At 48.1% G+C, this 24,016-nt stretch carries 19 protein-coding genes; 15 read left to right on the forward strand and 4 right to left on the reverse strand.

The features are described from left to right. Positions 1-97: 97 nt before the first annotated feature. The 4 genes from QGP82_RS08490 to arsH all read left to right on the forward strand — a co-directional run bounded on the left by QGP82_RS08490 (position 98) and on the right by arsH (position 3,892). Positions 98-1,345: an adenylate/guanylate cyclase domain-containing protein gene (locus QGP82_RS08490; protein ID WP_163669512.1), complete on the forward strand. Its 1,248-nt coding sequence runs from the start codon at positions 98-100 to the stop codon at positions 1,343-1,345. Between the two features lie 102 nt (positions 1,346-1,447). After that, on the forward strand, positions 1,448-1,882 hold the full coding sequence (locus tag QGP82_RS08495; RefSeq protein ID WP_250565145.1) for an ArsR/SmtB family transcription factor: 435 nt from the start codon (positions 1,448-1,450) through the stop codon (positions 1,880-1,882). A 115-nt stretch (positions 1,883-1,997) separates the two neighbouring features. Beyond that, a complete protein-coding gene (locus QGP82_RS08500; protein WP_499058386.1) occupies positions 1,998-3,038 on the forward strand; it encodes a permease in 1,041 nt (346 codons plus the stop codon). 209 nt (positions 3,039-3,247) lie between these two features. Further along, positions 3,248-3,892: an arsenical resistance protein ArsH gene (gene arsH, locus QGP82_RS08505; protein WP_163696130.1), complete on the forward strand. Its 645-nt coding sequence runs from the start codon at positions 3,248-3,250 to the stop codon at positions 3,890-3,892. Between the two features lie 125 nt (positions 3,893-4,017). Here the strand turns inward: arsH and QGP82_RS08510 are convergent, their stop codons facing one another. Beyond that, positions 4,018-4,194: a hypothetical protein gene (locus QGP82_RS08510; protein ID WP_163696132.1), complete on the reverse strand. Its 177-nt coding sequence runs from the start codon at positions 4,192-4,194 to the stop codon at positions 4,018-4,020. 269 nt (positions 4,195-4,463) lie between these two features. On the opposite strand from QGP82_RS08510, the gene QGP82_RS08515 reads away from it, so the two are divergent. The 4 genes from QGP82_RS08515 (at position 4,464) to QGP82_RS08530 (ending at position 10,924) form a co-directional block, all read left to right on the forward strand. Beyond that, a complete protein-coding gene (locus tag QGP82_RS08515) occupies positions 4,464-7,085 on the forward strand; it encodes an NACHT domain-containing protein (protein ID WP_499058388.1) in 2,622 nt (873 codons plus the stop codon). Between the two features lie 77 nt (positions 7,086-7,162). After that, entirely contained in the window at positions 7,163-8,005 is an 843-nt protein-coding gene (locus QGP82_RS08520; protein ID WP_163696136.1) for a helix-turn-helix domain-containing protein, read from the forward strand. A gap of 41 nt (positions 8,006-8,046) precedes the next feature. Beyond that, positions 8,047-9,213 (forward strand): benzoate/H(+) symporter BenE family transporter, encoded by a 1,167-nt coding sequence (locus QGP82_RS08525; RefSeq protein WP_499058391.1) that lies wholly within the window; start codon positions 8,047-8,049, stop codon positions 9,211-9,213. 286 nt (positions 9,214-9,499) lie between these two features. Beyond that, entirely contained in the window at positions 9,500-10,924 is a 1,425-nt protein-coding gene (locus QGP82_RS08530; protein ID WP_499058393.1) for an ABC transporter substrate-binding protein, read from the forward strand. A 98-nt stretch (positions 10,925-11,022) separates the two neighbouring features. On the opposite strand, the gene QGP82_RS08535 is transcribed toward QGP82_RS08530, so the two are convergent. The 3 genes from QGP82_RS08535 to QGP82_RS08545 all read right to left on the reverse strand — a co-directional run bounded on the left by QGP82_RS08535 (position 11,023) and on the right by QGP82_RS08545 (position 14,435). After that, positions 11,023-11,637 (reverse strand): cytochrome c oxidase subunit 3, encoded by a 615-nt coding sequence (locus tag QGP82_RS08535; protein ID WP_163669430.1) that lies wholly within the window; start codon positions 11,635-11,637, stop codon positions 11,023-11,025. Positions 11,638-11,718: 81 nt separating this feature from the next. Continuing rightward, on the reverse strand, positions 11,719-13,410 hold the full coding sequence (gene ctaD, locus QGP82_RS08540; protein ID WP_499058395.1) for a cytochrome c oxidase subunit I: 1,692 nt from the start codon (positions 13,408-13,410) through the stop codon (positions 11,719-11,721). 71 nt (positions 13,411-13,481) lie between these two features. Then, positions 13,482-14,435: a cytochrome c oxidase subunit II gene (locus QGP82_RS08545; protein ID WP_250565432.1), complete on the reverse strand. Its 954-nt coding sequence runs from the start codon at positions 14,433-14,435 to the stop codon at positions 13,482-13,484. A 638-nt stretch (positions 14,436-15,073) separates the two neighbouring features. On the opposite strand from QGP82_RS08545, the gene QGP82_RS08550 reads away from it, so the two are divergent. The 7 genes from QGP82_RS08550 to QGP82_RS08580 all read left to right on the forward strand — a co-directional run bounded on the left by QGP82_RS08550 (position 15,074) and on the right by QGP82_RS08580 (position 24,016). Beyond that, positions 15,074-16,009 carry a COX15/CtaA family protein gene (locus QGP82_RS08550; protein WP_163696145.1) on the forward strand — a complete coding sequence of 312 codons (936 nt, stop codon included), beginning with the start codon at positions 15,074-15,076 and terminating at the stop codon, positions 16,007-16,009. A gap of 255 nt (positions 16,010-16,264) precedes the next feature. Continuing rightward, positions 16,265-17,230, forward strand: a complete 966-nt coding sequence (locus tag QGP82_RS08555; protein WP_163669437.1) for a heme o synthase — start codon at positions 16,265-16,267, stop codon at positions 17,228-17,230. Positions 17,231-17,389: 159 nt separating this feature from the next. Next, a complete protein-coding gene (locus QGP82_RS08560; RefSeq protein WP_163669439.1) occupies positions 17,390-18,421 on the forward strand; it encodes an ABC transporter ATP-binding protein in 1,032 nt (343 codons plus the stop codon). A gap of 161 nt (positions 18,422-18,582) precedes the next feature. Further along, positions 18,583-19,458 carry an ABC transporter permease gene (locus QGP82_RS08565; protein ID WP_163669441.1) on the forward strand — a complete coding sequence of 292 codons (876 nt, stop codon included), beginning with the start codon at positions 18,583-18,585 and terminating at the stop codon, positions 19,456-19,458. 14 nt (positions 19,459-19,472) lie between these two features. Further along, positions 19,473-20,099, forward strand: a complete 627-nt coding sequence (locus tag QGP82_RS08570; RefSeq protein ID WP_499058398.1) for a trimeric intracellular cation channel family protein — start codon at positions 19,473-19,475, stop codon at positions 20,097-20,099. A gap of 106 nt (positions 20,100-20,205) precedes the next feature. Continuing rightward, entirely contained in the window at positions 20,206-20,544 is a 339-nt protein-coding gene (locus tag QGP82_RS08575) for a hypothetical protein (RefSeq protein ID WP_163669445.1), read from the forward strand. Positions 20,545-20,818: 274 nt separating this feature from the next. Further along, on the forward strand, positions 20,819-24,016 hold the full coding sequence (locus QGP82_RS08580) for a valine--tRNA ligase (RefSeq protein WP_499058400.1): 3,198 nt from the start codon (positions 20,819-20,821) through the stop codon (positions 24,014-24,016).

Genomic DNA, 24,016 nt, shown 5'->3' on the forward strand with positions numbered 1-24,016 from the left:
ACGGGAGATATTGCAAAGATCCAAAAAATGGAGCGCTAAAATTAGTTAGATCCGTTGGGGTGCTGCTGAATACGTAGTTTTATAGGCAAAGGAATATATGACGAAGCCTAAAGAGGCCCGTTTTAGGCAACCTACAGTCCAGCCTATTCAGGCTGCTGTTCATCAAGTCATTGCCAAAGAATCCCTTAGCAACGAGCGTAAGGTTGCCTATGTCAAAGTAGTGGTGGTGCTAATTTCAAGCATTCTAGATGTGCTCGTTTTCTTTTTCCCACAGCGCATCATCGGTGAAGCCTCTGTTTCGCCTACCGTTGCTCTGATTTCTGTTAGTGCCTGCATCATATATAGCGGCTTTCTCCTGGCCCTATGTCAGCCGACTGCCTGGCGCTGGCTACCCAAGCTACAGATTGCCATTCCCCTGTTTGATGGCCTGTTACTCGCACTTTTCATTACCAATATTGCAAGTGTCTTAGGGGAAACTCAACCCAAAATTGTCACTAACGTTGCTGCATTTTGTTGTTTACTAGCGGTCTCTGGCGGTATTCGTATTCGCCGTCAGGCGTCAGCGATTACCACCGTTTTAGCCCTTGCCAACTTTACCTATGCTATTTTTCTGTTTCAGTTAAATCTAGCAATCGGTGTGTTTGCACTGTTTACCATTCTGGGTACCGGGCTCATGGGCATGCTCACCTCTGGCATTGTCCGCCGCCAAGGCAAAAATGAAGCGGGCCGTCTATTGATGCAGCAGTTTCTGCCAGCGAATGTTGTTGACGCGGCGTTTGAAACACCGACAGATCTGATAGAAGAGCCCATGACCTTTGATGTCACGGTTATGGTGACTGACCTACGCGGCTTTACTCACTATGCGGAAAAACTTGAACCCGCTGATGTATTTGAGTTTCTGAATCAGCTCCAGGGTCTTTTGTCCACCATCGTCAAACGCCATGATGGTTGGGTTACCACCTTTATGGGGGATGGTATGCTGGCCGTCTTTGGTGCGCCAAACGTGTTAGACAACCACGCAGACCATGCAGTACAGGCGGCCCAGGCAATTTTGTCAGAGGTCGAACAACTGAGCCCTTTGCCCATTGGCATTGGCTTACATTCAGGCTCCATCGTTGCCGGTTGCCTAGGCACCGATGGTCATCTGGAATTCTCTGTGATTGGAGATACGGTCAATGTCGCTTCTCGACTGGAATCCTTAACGAAGGAAGTGGACTCTTCTCTATTGATTAGCAAAACTACTCAGCAACGCCTCAAAAGCCTATCCCTTAAATCCCTAGGCCAATTGCCTATCCGGGGGCGTGATCAGCACATTGAAGTGTTTGTGCTGCCTTCAGGTGAATAGTTTGTTGACAATATTTACGATTGCTGGTCTGGAAGAAAAACCCGTCTAGTGCCATTGCTATTTGACGGTATCCCACAACTAACGTCATCTTGAGGATCAGCAATGCCCAATATTTTCTGGGCCCTTGACAAAAACGTGTATTTTGATGATCATCGAAATATGTCAGATAGCCAATCGCGTTCCGTCGAAGAAATAGCCGCTGCCTTTGCGGCCCTTGGACAGCCTTCACGACTTAATATCGTGCGGCTTCTTTTATCGGCCCATCCCCAAGGTTTACCTGCGGGCGAAATTCAACGGGAGCTAGGGATTACGGCTTCAACGCTGTCTCACCATTTAGATAAACTGCGTCAGGTTGGGCTGGTGCAGGCTGAGAAGGATCGCCAATGGATTTGGTATAGCGTCCAGTCTGATGCCCTTAAGTACCTGATTGATTTCCTTTTTGAGGAATGCTGTACCCGTAATCGAGTTGTTGATCCTGAAACCTTTGAACTAACTGACGTCGCTGAACCTTTGCCTTGTCCTGATCGTCCGGATTGATTTTTGGTGGGCGGTGCCCACCCATTGGTCGGGGCATTTCATGGAATGCCCCGACCAATGAAAAATTTTTGACCTTTATTTTGATGTTTTTCGAAATACCGAAGGACTGCCCGTCATGACTTCAACTGTCTTCAATCGCTTTAATCGCAGTGTTCAACAGCTAGATAAGGTTTTTATCACCATTGTCCTTATCTTTCTTGCCTTGGCTATCCTGGTGCCGCCTCAGTTTTCTGGTAGCTTGGGCTTCCTGGTCAGCAGCCTGGTGCAGGTGTCTCCCTTCTTGCTACTGTCTATCGGGATTGCGGCCTATGCCCAGGCCAGTGGTGCAGATAATCTGATTGCCAAGGCGTTTCAAGGACGTATCTCGGTAATGATTGTTGTGGCTTCCCTATTTGGAGCACTTTCGCCCTTTTGCTCCTGTGGTGTGATCCCACTAATTGCGGCGCTCCTCTCCGTGGGGGTGCCGGTTTCAGCGGTGATGGCTTTTTGGCTATCTTCCCCACTGATGGATCCGTCCATGTTTATCCTTACCGTGGGTACTCTGGGATTGCAATTCGCCATTGCTAAAACCCTAGCGACAATTGCCATTGGTCTGCTGGGCGGTTTCGGTACGCTGGCCTTGATGAACTCGGGCGTATCGACTGTAGCCTTCAGAAATCCTTTGCGTGAGGGAGCCGGTAATGGTGGCTGTGGCGGTAGTCGCGTACGGAATCCTAAGCCGGTTGTGTGGAAATTTTGGCCTGAGGCGGAGCGCCGCCAGAAGTTTTGGCAGGGAGCACGTAACAATGGCTGGTTCCTGGGTAAATGGCTAGCGCTGGCATTTTTGCTGGAGAGTTTAATGCTGGTATATGTACCCAACGCCTGGATTCAGACGATTGCAGGAGATGGTAGTCTGTTGTCCGTGGTGGGTGCAGCTCTGGTGGGGATTCCCGCTTACCTGAATGGATATGCAGCGTTACCTCTAGTCGCGGGTTTAGTGAATCAAGGTATGGCACCGGGGGCTGGTATGGCATTTTTGCTGGCAGGTGGGGCCACTAGTATTCCAGCCATGATTGCAGTCTTTGCATTGGCTCGTCGCCCAGTGTTTTTGGCTTACTTAGGCTTTGCCTTTATCGGTTCGGTGACAGCGGGCTTAGCCTATAGTGTGATGTTTTAAGGAAGAGGTCGGGAGTCAGGAGATAGGGGAGAGAATTTTTCTGACTCCTGACTCCTGAAATCTGTCTCCTGAAACTTCTGACCACAGCTCGTTTACTCAGTATCTTTTACGTTATCCAACCATCCCCATGCATCATCGTCACTAGAGTAAACGGTTTTATTTCTCTACCCATTCACTTTCATTTTCTCCCTTTCCTTCTAATTTTACCCATGACATTTGACCACAAACCACGCATTCTTTTTCTTTACGGCTCTCTTCGTGAACGCTCTTACAGTCGTCTTCTAGCGGAAGAAGCTGCTCGTATTATTGAAGACTTTGGAGCTGAGGTAAAGTTTTTTGATCCTCGAGGATTACCCCTCCACGGTGCAGAACCGGATACTCATCCGAAAGTGAAAGAGTTGCGTGACCTCTCGCTATGGTCAGAAGGACAGGTATGGTCGAGCCCTGAGATGCACGGCAACATCTCAGGGCTAATGAAAACCCAAATTGATTGGATTCCCCTAAGCATGGGAGCCATTCGCCCTACCCAGGGCCGTACATTGGCTGTGATGCAGGTATCTGGCGGTTCCCAATCCTTTAATGCGATTAATACCATGCGAATTTTGGGACGCTGGATGCGGATGTTTACCATTCCGAACCAGTCCTCTGTGGCTAAAGCCTATCAAGAGTTTAATGAAGACGGCACCATGAAGCAGTCCGCCTACCGAGATCGAGTGGTAGATGTGATGGAAGAACTCTATCGGTTTACCCTGCTACTACGAGACAACGTAGATGAACTCACCGATCGCTACAGTGAACGTAAAGCAACTGCAGCGAAACAGCTAGAAGAAACGGCGAAAAACGCTCTGACCTGACCCATAGAGAGCCAATCCATAGGGACCCATGCCTATGGGGCCTGGGATACGGGTATGCAGCCAAATCTTTTGTAGGGCGCACGGCTGTGCGCCCCTACGGAGATAACCCGATGTAATTTTGTTTTTTAACTTTTATCCCTCTGATCGCGATTGTAGGTAACCACTTCGTGGAGGGTGACCCTACCATCTTCGTTTAGATCGGCAATGGGGTTACCAAGACCTACCTGGGCAGCACTGGCCGCGCTAGCCACTGCCCCCATGGACATCAAAACTGTTAGTGTGGATAAGAAGAAGCGTTTCATTTCAAAAACCTCGATGCAATGCAAGGTGTTAACCAACGGGTTATCACCTCTGACAGTTTTTAAGATAGAAAGCTCGTCTGAGTCTCACCGCATACTTGGTTAAGATCCAGCTGAGAGTTAAATGAACAAAATTAATCTTCTTGAGAGAATGAATGATAGTCAATGTAGTACGGACCTGTGCAACGTAATCTATCGAAATCCGTAAATAGCCAGAATCTCAACGTATCCTACCTTTAGAGGCTAGTTATATATATTTCTTCCAATAACCCATGGCTCTGAAGCCAACATCCCGTAAAATTCTTTTTCTGGCGGCTAATCCTAAAGACACCAGTCGATTACGGCTAGATGAAGAAATTCGGGATATTCAAGAGGGGCTCAAACTATCAACAGGCAGGAATGCTTTTGAAGTTATTACTCAATGGGCCGTGCGTACCAAGGATTTGAGGCGAGCTTTACTGGAATATGCTCCACAAATCGTTCATTTTTCTGGCCATGGGGCAGGTGAATTGGGCCTCATTTTAGAAAATGAAATGGGGCAGGCAGAGCCTGTGGCCGCCACCGTGCTGGTTCAATTGTTTAAACTTTGCCCGAGTGTAGAGTGTGTAGTGCTCAATGCCTGTTATTCCCAAGTACAGGCATTGGCCATTGCCCAGCATGTTCCCTATGTGATTGGCATGAATCAGGCCATTGGCGATGTTATTGCCATTCAGTTTGCGGTGGGATTTTATGATGCCCTGGGCTATGGTCGCTCCCTGGCAGAAGCCTATGAGTTTGGCATGGCGGCGATTGCCGTTGAGCCCATTGTGATTTATCGAGATGTATCTATCCATGCAGAATCTGCAGGGGTAGCCGAGCCTGTAGCTCCCGTCTTGATTCAGTTGAAACGGGCACCGAGTTTACCCCTGAGGCAGCCCTCAACAGCACTTTCAAAAAAAGCATATCGCGATCGCAACGCCCTGCTCAATAAAGTCAAAAGCTATTGGATCAAAGGTGTCTTAGAGCATTCGCTTCACCATCAGGTGCTGATTAATTTAGGGCTAGAGGAGCGCATAGACCTGGCCGATCCATTTAACATTGCCCTTGGGATAGTAGAAAACACCCAACATACTTTGCCTGCCAATAGCGAGATTATTAATATCTTCGATGATCTGGGTATTGGCTGTAACTTACTTATTTTGGGAGAGCCAGGTTCAGGAAAAACAATTACTCTGTTGCAATTGGCCCGAGATTTGTTGATCCGTGCAGAGCAGGATACAAGTTATCCTATGCCAGTGGTTTTTAACTTATCCTCTTGGGATGGTAAACAACCTATTTCAGCCTGGCTAGTTTCAGAATTAAACTTGAAATATCAGATCCCAAGGGTAATTAGTCAACCCTGGTTGGAAAACCAAGAAATCCTAATATTGCTGGATGGCCTTGATGAAGTACGAGCTCCCCTACGAAATGACTGTGTTGCTGCAATAAATCAGTTTCAACAAAAACAGGGTACTGAAACAATTATCTGTAGTCGCATAAAAGACTACAAAGCCCTTTCTCAACGTCTGATAGTACAGCAGGCTATTTATATACAGCCATTACAACCCAATCAAATTGATCGTTATCTCAATCAACTGCATGTTGACCTCACCGGGTTACGCCAGCTTTTGATAACAGATAGTGCTTTACAGGAACTGGCTAAATCTCCACTGATGTTAAATATTTTAATTTTGGCCTATGAAGGTATCAGTGTAGAAGACTTTCCTCAAATGGATGTAGAAACCTATCATCAAGAGATATTTAACACCTACATCGATCGGATGTTAAAACGACGTAAAAGCGATATTCCTTATTCACCAACGCAAACGTTACGCTGGTTAAGTTGGTTAGCCCAACAACTGGTGAATTCATCCCAAACCATTTTCTTGATTGAATGGCTTGATCGTAGTTGGCTTAGAACAAATTCTCAGCTATGGCTGTACGTTATTCTCAGTTCACTTCTTACTGGGCTAATGTATGGTTGTATTTTCTCTGTTAGTACTGAGCATAATTATCGTGGTTTGTCGGTGGGGCTTTTGATTTGGGTGCTCTACAGTATTCCTAATCTAATTATGGAACGAACCATGATTATGATTGAACGGAGGCAACCCAGTCCTAATCAGATGTTTTTACAACGCTTGACCGACTGTCTCTGGACAGGATCTTTAGGAGGGGCAATATTTGGAATGTATGCTGGCCTCTTGGGAACACCTGAAATAGGTATTGTTATTGGGATATTAACAGCATTAGTTATAGGAGGGCTTGACTGGTACATTGGAGGCACTTTAAGCATAAGTATCCTCAAGCCTATCGAGTCTTTCAAATGGTCTTGGATAAGTATTAGACGATATTTACTTGTTGGCGTTATTAGTGCTGCACCATTTAGTTTGTTAATTGGTTTCATCAATAGCCTAGAACATAGTGTGCTAGAAGGATTACTCTTTGGGGCATTAGAAGGATCCGTGTTTGGCTTGTTGGTGGGGCTCCGCACGGGGACTGAAATTGAAACCCTTACCATACCAAATCAAGGAATTTGGCGATCTATCAAAACATCCGTAACTATAGCCCTTCTCATCTCAATTTGTTATGCCCTTGGTATTTATCTAATCAATAATGTTAGTAGTGAAATTGTTACTTCTCCACATCGAGGCGTATTTTTCGGGCTATGGATGGGGGCGTTAATGGGTGGCACTGCTTGTATTGTGCATTTCAGTCTACGAGTGGTGTGCTTTCTGTATAACCGTATGCCCTGGAATTATACGCATTTTCTTGATCATGCCGCTGAGTTAGCATTCTTGCAGAAAGTAGGCAGTGGTTACATTTTTATCCATCGATCATTAATGGAACATTTTGCCCAATTAAAGTCTTCTTCTTAACCGCTGGAGGTTAGCTATGGTAGCCATTCAACAGTCAGCTCAACAAAAGTTTGTTCCCGTTGCTCAGGTTTCGGAAAATGAGCACACAAACTGACTCAGCACGTCTTTGGAAAACAGACCTGCCAGGTGTTGAGCTGTTTGAAGCCCAACTTCACCAGCATCGATTTGGTAAACATTTTCATGAGGCCTATACCATTGGCTTTAATGAAAGTGGTCAAGGCTGCTGCCTACACCATGGTGAAAATCGTATTCTGGGTTCTGGTAGTTTTAATTTGATTAATCCAGGTGATATTCACACAGGGCAGGTTGCTTCAACGGAAGGCTGGGGTTTTCGCAATATCTATGTGGAGTTTTCGCAAATCGAACAGCTCTTAACCCAGTTGGACTGGCCAGGACATGACATCCCTTACTTCAAAGCACCGATCGTCAAAGCGCCCTCTGTACAGCCCATTTTTTATGAGCTGTTTCACTGTTTAACAACACCAAGTTCTCAGCTCAAACAACAGTCTCTGCTACTAGAACTGTTGTCAAAACTCTTCCAGCTCAATGCAGAAAATTCATTTATTGTTAGGCCTGTCCAACCAGAATCAACAGCGGTTGCCCATGTGCGCACCTACCTTGAAGCTCACTATGCCGACAATGTCTCCCTGGATAAGCTAGCTCAGTTAGTGAACCTGAGTTCCTATTATTTGATTCGTTGTTTTCGTCAGCAGGTGGGCTGTGCGCCCCATCAGTATCAGCGTCACTGGCGACTGATTCAGGCAAAGCGAGCGCTACGGAATGGCGGATCGCTGACTGAGATCGCAACCGACCATGGTTTCTATGACCAGAGCCACCTCAACCGCGCCTTTAAGAAAACCTACGGTGTTACCCCTGGTCAATATCAAAAGGGCAATTCCGTCCAATACGGTTGGGGGTAGTCATTTTTAACCTGGAAGCCAGTCGTGCATCTAGGGATATCATGACCTTCTTCAAAGATTTCTCACTATCTGCGGTGATTTCAGGCTTTGTTAGCATCCTGGTGGGCTTTACCAGTGCAGCCGTGATCGTTTTCCAAGCTGCACAGGCGTTAGGGGCAAACTCGACTGAAATCGGCTCCTGGCTGTGGGCCTTGGGCTGGGGCATGGGGTTGACCGGCATTATTCTCTCCCTGCGCTATCGTGCCCCCATCGTGATGGCCTGGTCTACACCGGGCGCAGCCATGCTCGTGACCACCACCGCCGATGTCACCCTGGAAGAAGCTACGGGAGCCTTTATTATCTCCGCTGGGCTGATTGCTCTATTTGGCTTTACTGGCTGGTTTGAGCGGCTGATGGATCGCCTGCCCCTGTCCCTGGCTTCGGCCATGTTAGCGGGAGTGCTTTTGCAGTTTGGCCTGAATGTTTTTACCGCGATGCAAACCCAGTTTTTAATGGTGTTTGCCATGTTTATCGCTTATCTGATCATGCGGCGCTATAGTCCGCGCTACGCTGTGATTGCCGCTTTGGTTTTAGGGATCTTGCTGGCGGGTGCTCAAGGATTATTGCAACTGGAGACTGTGCAGCTGCAGTGGGCTCGACCGGTTTTTATTGCACCAAAATTTTCGATTAACGCCCTGGTTGGCATTGCCCTGCCCCTATTTATTGTCACCATGGCTTCACAGAATGTGCCGGGAGTGGCCACAATTCGCGCTTTTGGCTATCAGGTGCCCACCTCTCCCCTGATTAGCTGGAGTGGGATGGCGTCATTGATACTGGCCCCCTTTGGTGCTTTTGCCATTAACCTGGCGGCCATTACGGCGGCCATTTCCATGGGGCGAGAGGCCCATGAAGACCCGGATAAACGCTACGTTGCGGCGGTGACTGTTGGGGTGCTTTATATTTTGATAGGTCTATTTGGGGCCACAGTGGTGGGTATTTTTTCAGCGCTGCCTGGCGAGCTGGTAGTTGCGATCGCAGGGCTGGCCCTCCTTGGGACCATCGGTAAAGGATTAGTCAGCGCCTTAACCCAGGAAAAAGAACGCGAACCCGCCCTGGTAACCTTCCTGGTTACAGCATCAGGCCTCAGCCTCTTTGGCATCGGTTCCGCATTCTGGGGGATATTAGCTGGCGGCTTAGCCACACTGATTGTTCGGTTCAATACACCGTGAGGCTTGACGTCATCAGCTATGCTCCTGGGAGGCCATGCTATCAATATGCCTGAATAACACGAGATGACCGGTATTCATGAAAAGGAGGTGTACTTGTTATTACCTATCTCAACTTTCTAATGGTTCTAGGTGTTTCGGTAATTTGCCCATATGAATAAACTGTATGGTGTGTTAAAAACGCAAAACTTTTCGTGTATGTTGCCTTGTATTGACCTTGTTTATGAGTTAATTCATCTGCAAAAAAATAGTTGAACATTCATGACTATCTATCCCCACTTATATTGCTATGACACCCGACGGTGGAGGTGATTTCCGGAAAACGGAAACAGGCCAGGATCTATTTAGTATCAAGGTATTTTTAGTGGCAACGGGTATCCTGGGTGCTGCTTTCTTAGGACTTACGTGGATTAGTCGCGGTGAATTAGGTCTAAGCGATGGCACTGCGCAGACGCCGTCTGAAGAAGCCCAGCTTGAGCCAGCTGAGTCAGACGCGTCGGAAGAGCTTGCCAGCCAGCTGAGTCAAGGTGAGCAAATTTTGCTGGCCACGTCGGCGCTGCCCATTAAGCAGGAAGGGGCGGCAGCCATCGCTTCTGGAGACTACGGTGCTGCCGTTACGGCCTTTGAACGTGCACGTAGAGCAGATGTTTCTGACCCGGAAACATTGGTTTACCTGAACAATGCTCGCATTGGTGAGCAAGAGGCCTATGGTTTAGCTATTGTTGTCCCACTTAAGTCAGATCCCACAACAGCTTCAAGCCTGTTGCGGGGGGTGGCCCAGGCTCAGACAGAAATCAATCAGGCCGGTGGCATTCAAGGGAAATCGCTGCGGATTTTCTTGGCTGATGATCAAGAAGATGTTGCGATCGCTCAGCAAATTGCCACTGATCTCAGCGAATTCCCCGATATTGTGGGTGTGCTTGGTCACAATACGACAGAAACTGCCAATGCTACATCGGAGATTTACACGGCCAGTGCTCTGCCCTTTGTCTCCACCAGTGCAGGTGCCAGCCCGGCCATTAAGCAACTACTGGCCAACGATTTGCCCATTGCAGATGCCTTAGCGTTTTACATGGCAAGGCTAAACCACCGCACTGCCATTCTTTTCTACGATGGCAATAGTGACTCCAGCCTTGCCTTTAAATCTAATTTTGAAAAGGCTCTTCAGGCTAATCAAGGCACGATGACAGCTGAGGTGAACCTGGCTGAATTATCCGCTAGTCCCCCCACTGAAACACCAACGGCAGAAATCTTTGTTCTATCACCAGGAGATAGTCCCCTCAAAACTGCAACGGAATCCATTGAAATTATCCCTAACGATCAGGTTGACCATTTTTATCGTCACGTTTTTGGCGGACATGAGCTCTTTAGCCCAGAGGTCTTAAATCTATTTGGGTCAATGGCTACCGGGACTATTTTGGCGGTGCCAGAGGCCCTTTATCAAAGTGCTGCATCTCCCTTTAGCGAACCAACCCAAGACCTTTGGGAAAAATCAACAGATTGGAGCACCTCTGCCAGCTACAATCTGACTCAGGCAGTGATTACGGGGCTTAAGCAGTCGCCCACACGGCAAGGCGTTCAACAGGCCATCGATAGTAATACCAATGATGCTGTGCGTTTACTTAGGGTTAGCATCAATCTCGATACTAGAACGGGGTATGAACTCCTTTCCCTTGGGGTCATGACCAAGGACGGGTTTCAGCCAGAAGGGTAGTTAACACAATCGGCTTTACAGCAAATCCCTGATGGATAGGCTATCTACCAGGGATTTGCTGTGAATTCTAAAAATTTAGCTAGCGCCACAGGTTTTAGCTAGCGCCACAGGTATAGCAGGGCAAACAAGATAATCCAAATGACATCAACAAAGTGCCAGTAAAGTTCTGTCGCCTCGATGCCAAAGTGATTTTCATAGGAGTAGTGGGCCGCCTTTCGAGAACGGAATAATACCGCCAACATCATCAGTAAGCCAAACAATACGTGCAAACCGTGAAACCCAGTCAATACATAGAAGGTACTGGCAAAAATATTGGTCGTTAGTCCAAACTCTAGATGGGTGTACTCATAGATTTGTCCACCCAGGAAGACGGCTCCCATTAAAGCCGTGATCGCAAACCACTTACGCATGGCACTGACATTGTTTTGCTTAATGGCTGTGTCAGCGTTGTGAATCACAAAACTACTGGAAATCAAAATGATGGTGTTGATCCCCGGTAGTAGTAGCTCTAAACCTTCGGTTCCTTCTGGGGGCCAGGCTGGGGCCATCAACCGAAAGCTGAGGTAAGCGATAAACAGACCGAGAAAGATCATGCTCTCGGCACAGAGGAAGACAAGCACACCGAACATTCGTAAATCGGGATGTTCGTCATGGGCGTGATCACTATGGTCGACGACAACAGTATCGGCTTGGTTAACAGCTGAGCTTTGCATAGGAGGAGAGTAACAAAGAAGAATCCATCTAAACTAAATCTTTTCTAAAATCATCCCCTCCTGGGAGGGGAAAGTTATCCATTAGTGCGCATGGGCCACTGCCGCTGCGATCGCTTCTTCGTAAATTTCAGGATCGTCTTTCACCGGAATGTAACCCAGACCATAGTCATAGGGACCGGTTTTGAGTTCAGGTACCCCTTCAAAGTTTTCATGGGCCGGAGGTGATAGTGTTTGCCACTCTAACGTCAGTGCCCGCCAAGGGTTGGTCGGCGCTTTTTCACCCCAGTGCCAGCTCCAGATAGCATTGATGATAAAGGGCACCGTAGATACTGCCATCAGGTAGGCACCAATAGTGGCCAACACATTCAGGTCTGTAAACTCGGGATCATACAGGGCGACACGTCGGTTCATGCCCTGTAGCCCCAGCTGGTGCATGGGCATAAAGGTGAGGTTCATGCCGACAAAGGTCAGGATAAAGTGCACCTTGCCCCAAAATTCATTCAACATCCGCCCAGTCATCTTGGGGAACCAATGGTATAGGGCCATGTAGATACCAAAGATGGATGCCCCAAACAGAACGTAGTGGAAGTGTGCTACGACGAAGTAGGTGTCATGAACGTGAATATCAAAAGGCACCGCCGCCAGCATTACACCGCTAATACCGCCAATCACAAAGATGGCAATAAAGCCAATGGCAAACAGCATGGCACTGGTATAGGCAATCTTGCCTCGCCACAGTGTGGCAGTCCAACCAAAGACCTTAATACCCGTTGGCACCGCAATGGCCATGGTGGTGATCATAAAGAACATGCGCAACCAGGGTGGAGTACCGCTGGTGAACATGTGGTGGGCCCACACAATCAGACCCAAGAAGCTAATCACCAAACTGGAGTAGGCAATGGCACGATAGCCAAAGATGGGCTTACGCGCATGGACTGGTAGCACATCGGAAATTGCTCCAAACAGAGGTAGTACAAAGATGTATACCGCTGGGTGGGAGTAGAACCAGAACATGTGCTGATAAACAACGGGATCGCCCCCGCCTGTGGGGTTAAAGAATGCGGTCCCAGCCACCAGGTCAAACATAAGCAGAATCAATGCGCCTGCCAAAACCGGTGTACTGATCAAAATCAGCAAGGACGTAGCAATCATGGCCCAGCAAAACAACGGCATTTTGAGCAGCGGCATACTGGGCACTCGCATTTTCAAAATGGTGACCAGGAAGTTGAGAGCACCCAAAATCGATGCGGTTCCACCGATGAGGATACTCATAATCCATATGCCCTGGCCCAACATGCCATTGGAGAGACTCAGTGGGGGATAAGATGTCCAGCCAGCCTGGGCCGGTTCGAAAAAGAAGCTGGCCACTAACATGATGCCGGAGGGGGGGATCAGCCAAAATGCGATCGCATTAATTCGGGGAAAGGCCATGTCTTTGGCCCCGATCATCAACGGAATCAAATAGTTAGCAAGTCCGGCTCCCGCTGGCACAATCCACAAAAACAACATAATGGTGCCGTGGAGCGTCAGCACCCCGTTATAGGTCTCAGGAGTAATAAAATCCGGGGCCGGTGTGGCCAACTCCGTACGAATCACCGTCGCCAGCGCTCCACCGATCAGGTAAAACACAAAAGACGTCACCAAATACTGAATACCAATGACCTTGTGATCGGTACTAAAGGTAAAAAAGTGAGTCCACTTACGCTCATTACCCAAAGGTTGTTGAGGAGACGGTGAGGGATCAGGTGTTTTTACAGCCTCTGCTTGTGCCATGTGAATCGTCAAGGAAGAATTGGAAAAATAAAAGGAACGTTCTAAGGATGGAGGGTTGGCAATGCCAGCCCCTAAGGCATCAACGCCATATCCATGTGGGAATGGGGCATAGGCTCCGCTGGCATATGCAGAGAATCTTTAAAGTGAGCCAAATACTCAGTGTCGGTTTCAGCTGGTTTTTGGCTGGCGGCTGCAATGGCTGTTGAAAGGTCGATGGATCCACTAGCAATACGTTTCTGTACCCATTCGTCATACTCTTCAGGAGAATGAACGATCATTTGGGTGCGCATGCCGCCATGGTAAGAGCCACATAGTTCAGCACAGACAACAGGGTACGTACCCTCTCGTGTCGCCTTAAACACCAAAGTTGTTTTCTTCCCCGGAATCATGTCTTGCTTAATGCGAAACTCCGGCAGCCAGAACGCATGAATCACATCCTGCGCTTTGAGATTTAGCTTTACCAATTTGCCAACGGGAACATGGACCTCACCATCCACAATGCCAGTGTCAGGGTACGTCATGACAAATGCAAACTGCAGGCCCAGTACATCAATATTGAGGGTATCTTCAGCTAATTCACCGGGAGCAGGCGGTTTACCCAAACCAGACGCTGCCACCATGGGATAGCTGGATGTATCTTCATTCGATGATGCGTAGGCAAGCTGGACTGCCTTAGAGGAATGATGCTCCATTAAATTGAGACCGCCCATCTCGGTATAAATTTCAAAGCTATATACCGAGAGACCTAACACAATAATGGCTGGGATCGCCGTCCAAAGAATCTCCAGGGGAATGTTGCCCTCAATGTGAGGACCGTCGGTTTCATCCCCTTTCTTACGACGAAATCGAATCAAGGAAATCACCAGGGCACCCTCAACAATGAGAAACAGCCCGGTACCAATGGTCATCATTAAGTTAAATAACTGATCGACCTCACTGGCTTCGGTGGATGCGGCTACAGGCATCAAACCGTGGTTTTGACCGTACCAAAGACTGATCAGCGTAACGGCAACGCCGATCAGCATGGTGACAATAGAAGTAGGAATACCGTTCACGATTTGAACACTCTCCTGTGGGGTGGTCCGTTGTATAAAAATAGAATGGGTTAACGATGGAGTGGAGAAAACAGATTAAGGACGCTTATTTTTCTTTGGACACAAGAAAATCTACTCGTTCTAAAGTGCAGCTACCTAAGATAGGGTATTCTCGACAAATTGTCGGCCTCAGGTAGTAAGCTGTATCAATTCATTAACCTGTAACTGAACGTAACGTTCATGGGGTTATTGGGGTGAACCGTAGAGCAATATCAATAGAATTCAAAAGGCGGATAGAAAGGATTTTCTAAAACTCCCCTCAAGGTAACGCTATCTCTTCGTAAATGACAGTCTTTGTAAAGTTGATTTTAGCTATTTAAGGATTTTCTTCAGATTCTTTTTGTCTTTGTGTATGTCAATGTGGCTAAAAGCCCTGAATAACAAGTGTTTCTGGAGTTTTTGCCTGATGGAGAAGACGGCATCATTTTAAGGAAATTTTATAAATCACACCAAACGAGAAGAAATGCTAAATGTATTTCATCGAAGGTAAAAAAATTTTCTACTCTGTAGAGAAGTGTTTCTGTTAATCGGTTTCAACTTCTCAATTTCTTAAGAGAGTTTTTAGATTCATGGCTCATTCCTCGTTATCCGCTCTCCATGCAGACAGTGTCTCTGGGTTTGATCCAGTGCGTTATCTGCGCCGCTGGGTGTGGAAAATGGCTATAGCAACTCTAATATTGATGGCCATTGGCAGTGCTACTCGTGTGATGAATGCAGGGTTAGCCTGCCCAGACTGGCCACTGTGCTATGGGCAAATTGTGCCTAGCCAACAGATGAATTTACAAGTATTTCTAGAATGGTTTCATCGCCTGGATGCTTCGCTGATTGGCCTGATGGCCATTGGTTTAGTAGTACTCGCTATGCGGTGGCGTGAATCCTTGCCAAATTGGGTACCTTGGGCAGCTTGTTTTGTTCTTTTTCTAGTTATTTTCCAAGGTGTTTTAGGTGGTCTTACGGTGACACAGTTGTTGCGGTTTGATATTGTTACCGCCCATTTAGGGACTGCACTTTTGGTGTTTTGCACTCTGTTGGCCATGGGCATGGCACTTTTGCCCTATCAGGCTAAGGGAACTGCCGGTAAATTATCCTGGCTGAGCGGCCTAGCGGTGGTATTCGTTTATGCCCAAAGCTTGTTAGGTGGTTTGGTCGGTTCCCGCTGGGCGGCCCATCAATGTTTTGGGTTGGCGGAGTTATGTAATGTTGTAAACGCCCACCTGATTGGCATAATTCCTGCTAGCCTAGCAGTAATTTTATTGGCTGTTTTTGTCTGGCGCACGCCTGCTTTGGATAATGTGTTGAGATCGCAAGCTCAACTTGCTTTTGGGCTCCTGATTCTCCAACTCATTCTCGGCCTTGCCACCTTCCGACTTCATCTGCAGGTTGAGACCCTAACGGTCTGTCATCAAGCCGTAGGTGCTGGTTTATTAGGCACCTTAGTTTGTTTTACTGTCCTCTCCATAAGGGATAGATTCTTTGAAAGCGGCCCCTTGTTAATTAAGTCTTAGTTTTTTTTGAGCTTTGCTCTTCTCAGCTGACTGAGTATTTTGAGTGGTACGCGGTCAGATTTTTTACGCGACGCTTTTGGTGTCAACACTGATCGTCAACAAATAGATCGTCAACAAATAACTCAAAACTAAGATATTGATGCTGTTGCTGATTTAGGGGATGCATCGATCTAGCGGACTTGTCCTCAGCCAGTATTTTCCAGATTAATGTCTCCTTTCTCCTACGGACTCCTTCATACTCTTTTTTGATCCCTTATGCAGCCCTCCAATATTGCTTCTCAGGTTCACCACGAGAACATTAATCAAGTCTTTCGCAGTTATTATCAGCTCACAAAACCTCGCATCATTCCTCTACTGTTGATTGAAACAGCGGCTAGTATGTGGGTGGCAGCGCAGGGGCATCCAAACTTACTGCTGGTGTTAGTCACACTGATCGGCGGTTGGCTGGCAGCAGCATCTGCTCAGGTCATCAACTGTGTATATGATCGCGACATTGATTACGATATGGAACGTACTCGCGATCGCCCGATTCCTTCCGGGCGGATTCAAGTACGGGATGCGCTGATCTTTGCAGGGCTACTCGCGCTGTCATCTTTTACCCTATTGGCTGGATTTGCCAATCTGCTGGCGGCCTGTTTGGCGATGGCCGGTATTGTTGTTTACATCGGTGTGTATACCCACTGGTTAAAGCGGTCTTCACCCCAAAATATTGTTATTGGTGGTGCTGCCGGAGCGATTCCTCCCATGGTTGGCTGGGCTGCGGTTACTGGCCATATAGGCTGGGCCGCCTGGATCTTCTTTGCCATCGTGTTTGTATGGACACCCCCTCACTTTTGGGCACTGGCCATACTGATTAAAGATGACTATGCCAAGGTGAATGTGCCCATGTTGCCAGTGATTGTAGGTAATGAAGAGACTGCTAAGCAAATTTGGCTCTACACCATTCTTCTGGTACCCGTGACGTTACTCATGGTGTGTCCGACGGAAGCTTGCGGTTGGCTATATGGTCTGCTGGCACTATTGCTGGGTGGGTTATTTCTACAAAAAGCCTATGATTTAAAGCAGTGTCCTGGCGATCGCGACTTGGCTCGAGGTGTCTTCAAATATTCCATCTTTTACATGATGCTATTGTCAGCAGCTATGGTGGTGGATAGCCTGCCTGTAACACGGTACACGGTGCAAGCCCTGGTCGGTTTTTTGGGTGGCACTTTCATTAGCTGATCGGCATTGCTGATCCTCGGGATGACTGTGATCCTTTACAGGACACTTAGCCTCACCTGGCCAAGATTTCCCAACTCAAGCTGATACCCTAGGCTACGAATCACAATTACAATGTAGTGTGATTCGTCAGCCCCAAAGGGCACCTACGTGAGGTTTAGGATGTCGCAGCCGCCTGCAGTTGTCATTGAAAGCCTTCAAAAACGCTATGGCGATGTCTTAGCGTTGAAGGATGTATCACTACAGATTGAACCTGGAGAAATCTTTGGTTTACTTGGCCCCAATGGTGCCGGTAAAACTACGACGATTCGCTGTCTGTGTACCCTGGCATTGCCCGATGCTGGCAATCTGGAAGTGATGGGGATATCAGTTATCCAGGATCCACGGCGGGTGCGACAGCGACTGGGCTATATCGCTCAAGAAGTTGCTCTAGATAAGGTCCTGACCGGTCGAGAGCTGCTGGAGTTGCAGGCGGCAATTTATCATCTGCCCACTAAACTGGCCAAATCCCGCATTGACCAGATGGTTGAGTTGCTGGAGTTAACCGACTGGGCTGATAAGAAAACGGGCACCTATTCCGGTGGGTTGAAAAAGCGTCTGGACTTAGCTGCTGGTTTGCTGCATCAGCCGGATGTATTAGTTTTAGATGAACCGACAGTGGGTCTAGATATCGAAAGCCGCTCAGCGGTATGGCGATTTTTGCGCCAGCTACAGGCAGCGGGTACAACGATTTTGATTACTAGCCATTATTTAGAAGAGGTTGACGCCCTGGCAAATCGAGTCGCCATTATCGATCAGGGTCAGGTGATCAGCTCCGGTACCCCTGCTGAGCTTAAGTCTAAAGTCGGTGGTGAGCGCATTACTCTACGCATCCGGGAGTTTACTCCTTTGAATGAGGCAGAACAGGCCAGTCAGATGCTTCAGGGATTGCCTGTGGTGCAAGAGGTGATCGTCAATAGCGCCCAAGGGAATTCCCTAAATCTGGTGGTAGAGTCTGAGGCCGATGCTTTAATGACAGTGCAAAAAGCCCTCAAAGAGGCAGGTTTACCCACCTTTGGCATTGCTCAGTCGCAGCCTAGCCTCGACGATGTGTACCTGGCGGCAACGGGGCGCACCATTATGGATGCGCAAATGGCCGCTGCTAGTAAGCGGGATATGAAAAAGGAAATGAAACAGCAAAATATGAAACGTTAGCGGGTAGTTTTGAGTTTTTAATTTTGAGTTGGATCTATCCCATGTAGGTATAGTCCAAGTAAAAGGATACTCACGCTTAGGCTCAAAATTCGCTACTCTGACCTCATACATTCAGACAGATAACTCAAACCTCAAAATTTAGAATTTATAGCTATAGATAGATGAGCAGTTCCAGTATTCAAAACAGTCAGCTACAGCAGTGGAAAGATGATGCGATCGCAGCCCCTGGCCTCAGCGAATTTATCCAAGAAACCTTAGCTCTAACCAAGCGCCTATTTATTCAGCTACAGCGCCGACCCTCTACACTGGCGGCTGGCATTATCCAGCCTTTGATGTGGCTGATTCTGTTTGGTGCGTTGTTCCAAAACGTGCCCCAGGGATTGTTTGGCGATAGTGTTAACTACGGACAGTTCATTGGAGCTGGCATCATCGTATTTACGGCTTTTGGTGGGGCACTAAATGCTGGATTGCCAGTGATGTTCGACCGAGAGTTTGGCTTTTTGAACCGGTTGCTAGTGGCTCCACTGGTGTCTCGATTTTCCATCGTGATTGCCTCAGCGCTGTTTATCGCCGCCATGAGCATGGTGCAAACCGCTGCCATTGTTGGCCTCAGTACATTTCTCGGTGCGGGGTTGCCCAGTGTTGCTGGTTTAGGGCTGATGGTGGCCATTATTTTAATGCTGGTGCTGGGCGTAACCGCCTTTAGTCTAGGGCTGGCATTTGCGTTACCGGGGCACATTGAGCTGATCGCCGTTATCTTTGTGACTAATTTGCCGCTGCTGTTTGCAAGTACAGCATTAGTGCCCCTATCATTTATGCCCCGCTGGCTCAGCATCATCGCCAGCCTAAACCCCCTCAGCTATGCCATTGAGCCCATTCGTTACCTTTATCTCCACAATAACTGGAGCTTTAGCAACATCGTCATGCAGGCTCCCTGGGGTGATATTTCCATGGGTACGTCCATCTTGCTGCTGGCCGGTTTTTGTAGTGGTGCCCTAGCGTTGGCGTATCCATTGATTAATCGCCGTATTGCCTAAGCTTGGTATAGACAGTGATTCTGCATATTCTAGATTTAGTGGGTGTTGCTGTCTTCGCCATCAGTGGAGCCTTAGCAGCGGGACGCAAGCACCTGGATTTGCTAGGTGTGGTCGTGATTGCAGTGGTTACAGCCATTGGTGGCGGGACTGTACGGGATATTTTACTAGATCGGCATCCGGTCTTTTGGATCGAAAGGCCAGTGTATCTATCTGTAATTTTAGGATCAGCGTTGCTGACGGTGGTCTATACCAAATTTTTTAGTCCTCCCCATAAATCCTTGCTAGTCGCCGATGCCTTTGGACTTGCCTTATTTTCCATTAGCGGTGCCCAAATTGCCGAACAGGTTAACCTGGCAGCCTTACTCGTGATCGTCATGGGCACAATTACCGGTGCTGCTGGTGGCGTTCTGCGGGATGTCTTGTTGGTGAATATTCCAGTGATTTTGAGGCGAGGTCGAATTTACGCAACCGCTGCCATCGTCGGCATTATGGTCTATCTGGCGTTACAAAGGTTGGGTATGGTGCAGACCTGGGCCGCTCTGGTGGGGATGACAATAGTCGCTGGATTGAGGTTGGCTGCCATTATTTGGGGGTTGATGCTACCAATTTTTAGCCTTTCGGATCCCCCACTAGAGCATTAGCCCAGTTAGCCAATTAAAAAAATTGCCTACAGGTGTATCAACCCTAAATAGTCTTGCTAAACTATGGGCATAATGCATAGCAAATAAACTCACAGTAACCTTTCCTATGGCAAGCATCCTTAAAAATGTATTCGCTTCTGTAATAGGTCTAGGTTTGGTCCTAGGTTTTGCAACCGTTCCAGCACTAGCTCAATCCAATGGTGGGTTTGAGGATTTAAGCGGTGATTCTGATAATAATGAAGTGTTCGGTGGTAGCGGCGTTAGTTTGACTGACCTGCTAAGCAATGCTCGTCGCGCCGATGGTTTAAGTCAGGGTGAGTTTAGCCAAAAAACCGATCGCGATATTGACGAAGCCGCTGCTGATTTTCGTCAGCGTCAGCAGGAAGCCATTGGCACCCAGCAAGGTGGTGTGGTAGGCACACCTGAGTTGGAAGAGCAGCTTTAGTCTTTAAAGGGAATAGGGCATAAGCAGTAGGGATCAGCCTACTGCCTAGGTGAAATCCTTAGATAAAGAAGCCTTCGGGGGTAGCATTGCTACCCCCGTTTGTTTTAAGAAAACGACTATTGCCAAGCTTGAAATTTCCCCCCATTGCCCACTCCCCATTCCCTATTTCCCAAAATTTCAAGCCGATACAGCACCAGTCCTGCGACACTTTCCGGTTATGGCCTAACATTGGTTAGTTAGTCATTAATATCGCGCTCAAGGTACCCCTAAGGAAATGACCGCCCCTAATTTATCGAGCCAGTACGATCCTTCCCAGACCGAATCCAAGTGGCAGTCCGCTTGGGAAGACAATGCTGTATTTAAGGCCGATCCAGACCATGGTGGCGATCCATTTTGTGTGGTGATTCCACCACCGAATGTCACCGGTAGCCTACACATGGGCCATGCCTTTGAGAATGCATTAATTGACACCCTGGTACGCTACCAGCGAATGAATGGGCGTAATACCCTGTGGTTGCCAGGAACCGACCATGCCAGTATTGCGGTGCAGACCATTCTTGAAAAAGAACTGAAAGCCCAGGGCAAAAACCGTGAAGATGTAGGCCGTGAAAAGTTTTTAGAGCGGGCCTGGCAATGGAAAGAAGAGTCTGGCGGCACCATTGTTAACCAACTGCGCAAGTTAGGTGTATCGGTAGACTGGACCCGTGAGCGGTTCACTATGGATGAAGGCCTATCAAAGGCTGTATTACAAGCGTTTACTAAGCTCTACGAAGAAGGACTTATTTATCGCGGCAACTATATGGTTAACTGGTGCCCTGCCAGTCAGTCAGCGGTGTCCGATGTTGAGGTTGAAAACAAAGAGGTAGATGGTAATCTCTGGCACTTCCGCTATCCATTGACCGATGGGTCTGGCCATGTGGAAGTTGCTACCACACGTCCCGAAACCATGCTGGGTGATACGGCAGTAGCGGTTAACCCGGAGGATGAGCGCTATCAAGAGATGGTGGGTAAGACGCTAACGTTACCGTTGGTAGGTCGTGAGATTCCAATTATTGCTGACAACTATGTGGACAAAGAATTTGGGACCGGCTGTGTCAAAGTGACACCGGCCCATGATCCCAATGACTTTGCCATGGGTGAGCGCCACAATCTGCCCATGATCACCATCATGCATAAAGATGGGTCGATGAATGAAAACGCAGGCCGCTTTGAAGGCCTTGATCGGTTTGAAGCGCGTCAGCAAGTTGTTGCGGCTTTGGATGACGTGGATGCGCTAGTGCGTATAGAAGACTATAAGCATAGCGTTCCCTATAGCGATCGCGGCAAGGTACCGGTCGAACCGCTGCTATCTACCCAGTGGTTTGTCAAAATTCGTCCCCTGGCCGATAACGCTCTGGATGCGCTGGATAATCATCAGTCTCCCAAGTTCGTCCCCGAGCGTTGGACCAAGGTATACCGTGATTGGCTGGTAAATCTGCGCGATTGGTGTATCTCTCGTCAGCTGTGGTGGGGCCACCAGATTCCTGCCTGGTATGCTGTGAGTCAAACCAATGGTGAAATTACCGACACCACACCATTTTTTGTCGCTGAGTCAGAAGCAGAAGCTCGCGCTAAAGCAATTGAACAGTTTGGCGAAGGCGTGCAGCTAAAGCAAGATCCCGATGTTCTTGATACCTGGTTCTCCTCCGGTCTGTGGCCTTTCTCAACCATGGGCTGGCCCGATGAAAATGCCAAGGACTTCCAGGCTTACTACCCCACCACCACCCTGGTCACCGGGTTTGACATTATCTTCTTCTGGGTGGCCCGTATGACGATGATGGCGGGACACTTTACCGACACCATGCCCTTTGAAACGGTGTATATCCATGGTCTGGTGCGGGATGAAAAAAACCAGAAGATGTCCAAGTCCAAGGGCAACGGCATCGATCCGCTGGTGCTGATCAACAAGTACGGCACCGACGCTCTGCGATACACCCTGATTCGTGAGGTGGCTGGCGCGGGTCAAGATATTCGCCTGGACTATAATCGCAAGACTGATGAGTCATCTTCGGTGGAAGCGTCTCGAAACTTCACCAATAAACTGTGGAATGCCTCTCGGTTTGTGATGATGAATCTGGGGGGCAAAACTCCAGCGGATTTGGGTGAGCCTGAACCTACCAAGTTAGAATTATCAGATAAATGGATTCTCTCCAAGTTTAACCAGACCATTACAAATACCCGAGAGTATCTCGACAAATATGGCATGGGTGAAGCTGCCAAGGTGCTGTATGAGTTTACCTGGGGAGACTTTTGTGACTGGTACATTGAGTTGGTGAAACCCCGTCTTTATGGAAAAGATGAGGATTCAAAGCTGGTGGCACAACAGACGCTAGCCTTTGTTCTTGACGGTATTCTCAAGCTGTTGCATCCGTTTACACCCCACATCACTGAAGAGGTTTGGCATACACTGACTCAGACGGGTGAGGATAGTTATCTGGCGGTGCAGCCCTACCCCACCGTGCGACCTGAGCTAGTGGATGCTGAGTTGGAGAAAGACTTTGACCTACTAATTGGTACTATTCGCACCATTCGTAACTTGCGGGCTGCTGCAGGTGTCAAACCTTCGGCCAAAATTGAAGCGATTCTTAAAACCGATGATGCCAATGAAGTCCGTATTCTGAATGCAACTCAGGTGTATCTCAAGGATGCGGCCAAGGTTGAGACGCTAACAATTGGTAGCACCACGTTGACAGCAAAGACCTTAGCGGTGACAGAAACTGCTGGTGAAGCAACATCGCCAGATACCTCTAACGATTCCGAGAAATCTGAGTCTGGTGAACTACCAGAAATTGACTGGGCGGATGGTATAGATGCAGTGCAAACTCTTCTAAAGCATCCCCTCGGCTATATGGGACAGGCATACAAAGCCGCTAAAAAGCCTGCATCTGTTCTACTGTTTCTGGGGTTAAGTGCTCTGGGGTTGAGATTGGCGGCAGCTGTGATTTCTGGCATCAATACAGTGCCATTCGTTGGTCGATTTTTCCAGATGATTGGTGTGGGTTACACGGCTTGGTTTGGTGGTCGCTATCTGCTAAAAGCGGCCAACCGTCGACAGCTTTGGGATAACACAGTTGGTCTCTGGGATGAAGTGGTCGGTACCTTTAGCAAGGATGAGAGTGCGCCAGAATATGATGCAGAACTCACACAGAAGCTTGTAGGCATCAGAGACACTCGACAGATGTTTGCCGGTGTATTTGGTACTGTGCAGGTGCTGATTCCGCTGACGGGTCTGGTGGATGTGGATGCGCTGAAGCAAAAGATCGAGAAGTCTCTGGCTAAGGTGGAAGGGGAAATTAAGTCCATCAATGGTCGTTTGAGTAATCAGGGCTTTGTCGCTAAGGCTCCTGCCCATGTGGTTCAGGAAGCTCGGGACTCTCTGGTTGAAGCAGAGACCCAAGCAAAACTGCTGAGAGAGCGGTTGGCAATGCTGTAA

It is taken from the genome of Leptothoe sp. LEGE 181152, assembly GCF_032906605.1.
GTDB classification, from domain to species: domain Bacteria; phylum Cyanobacteriota; class Cyanobacteriia; order Phormidesmidales; family Phormidesmidaceae; genus Leptothoe; species Leptothoe turfae.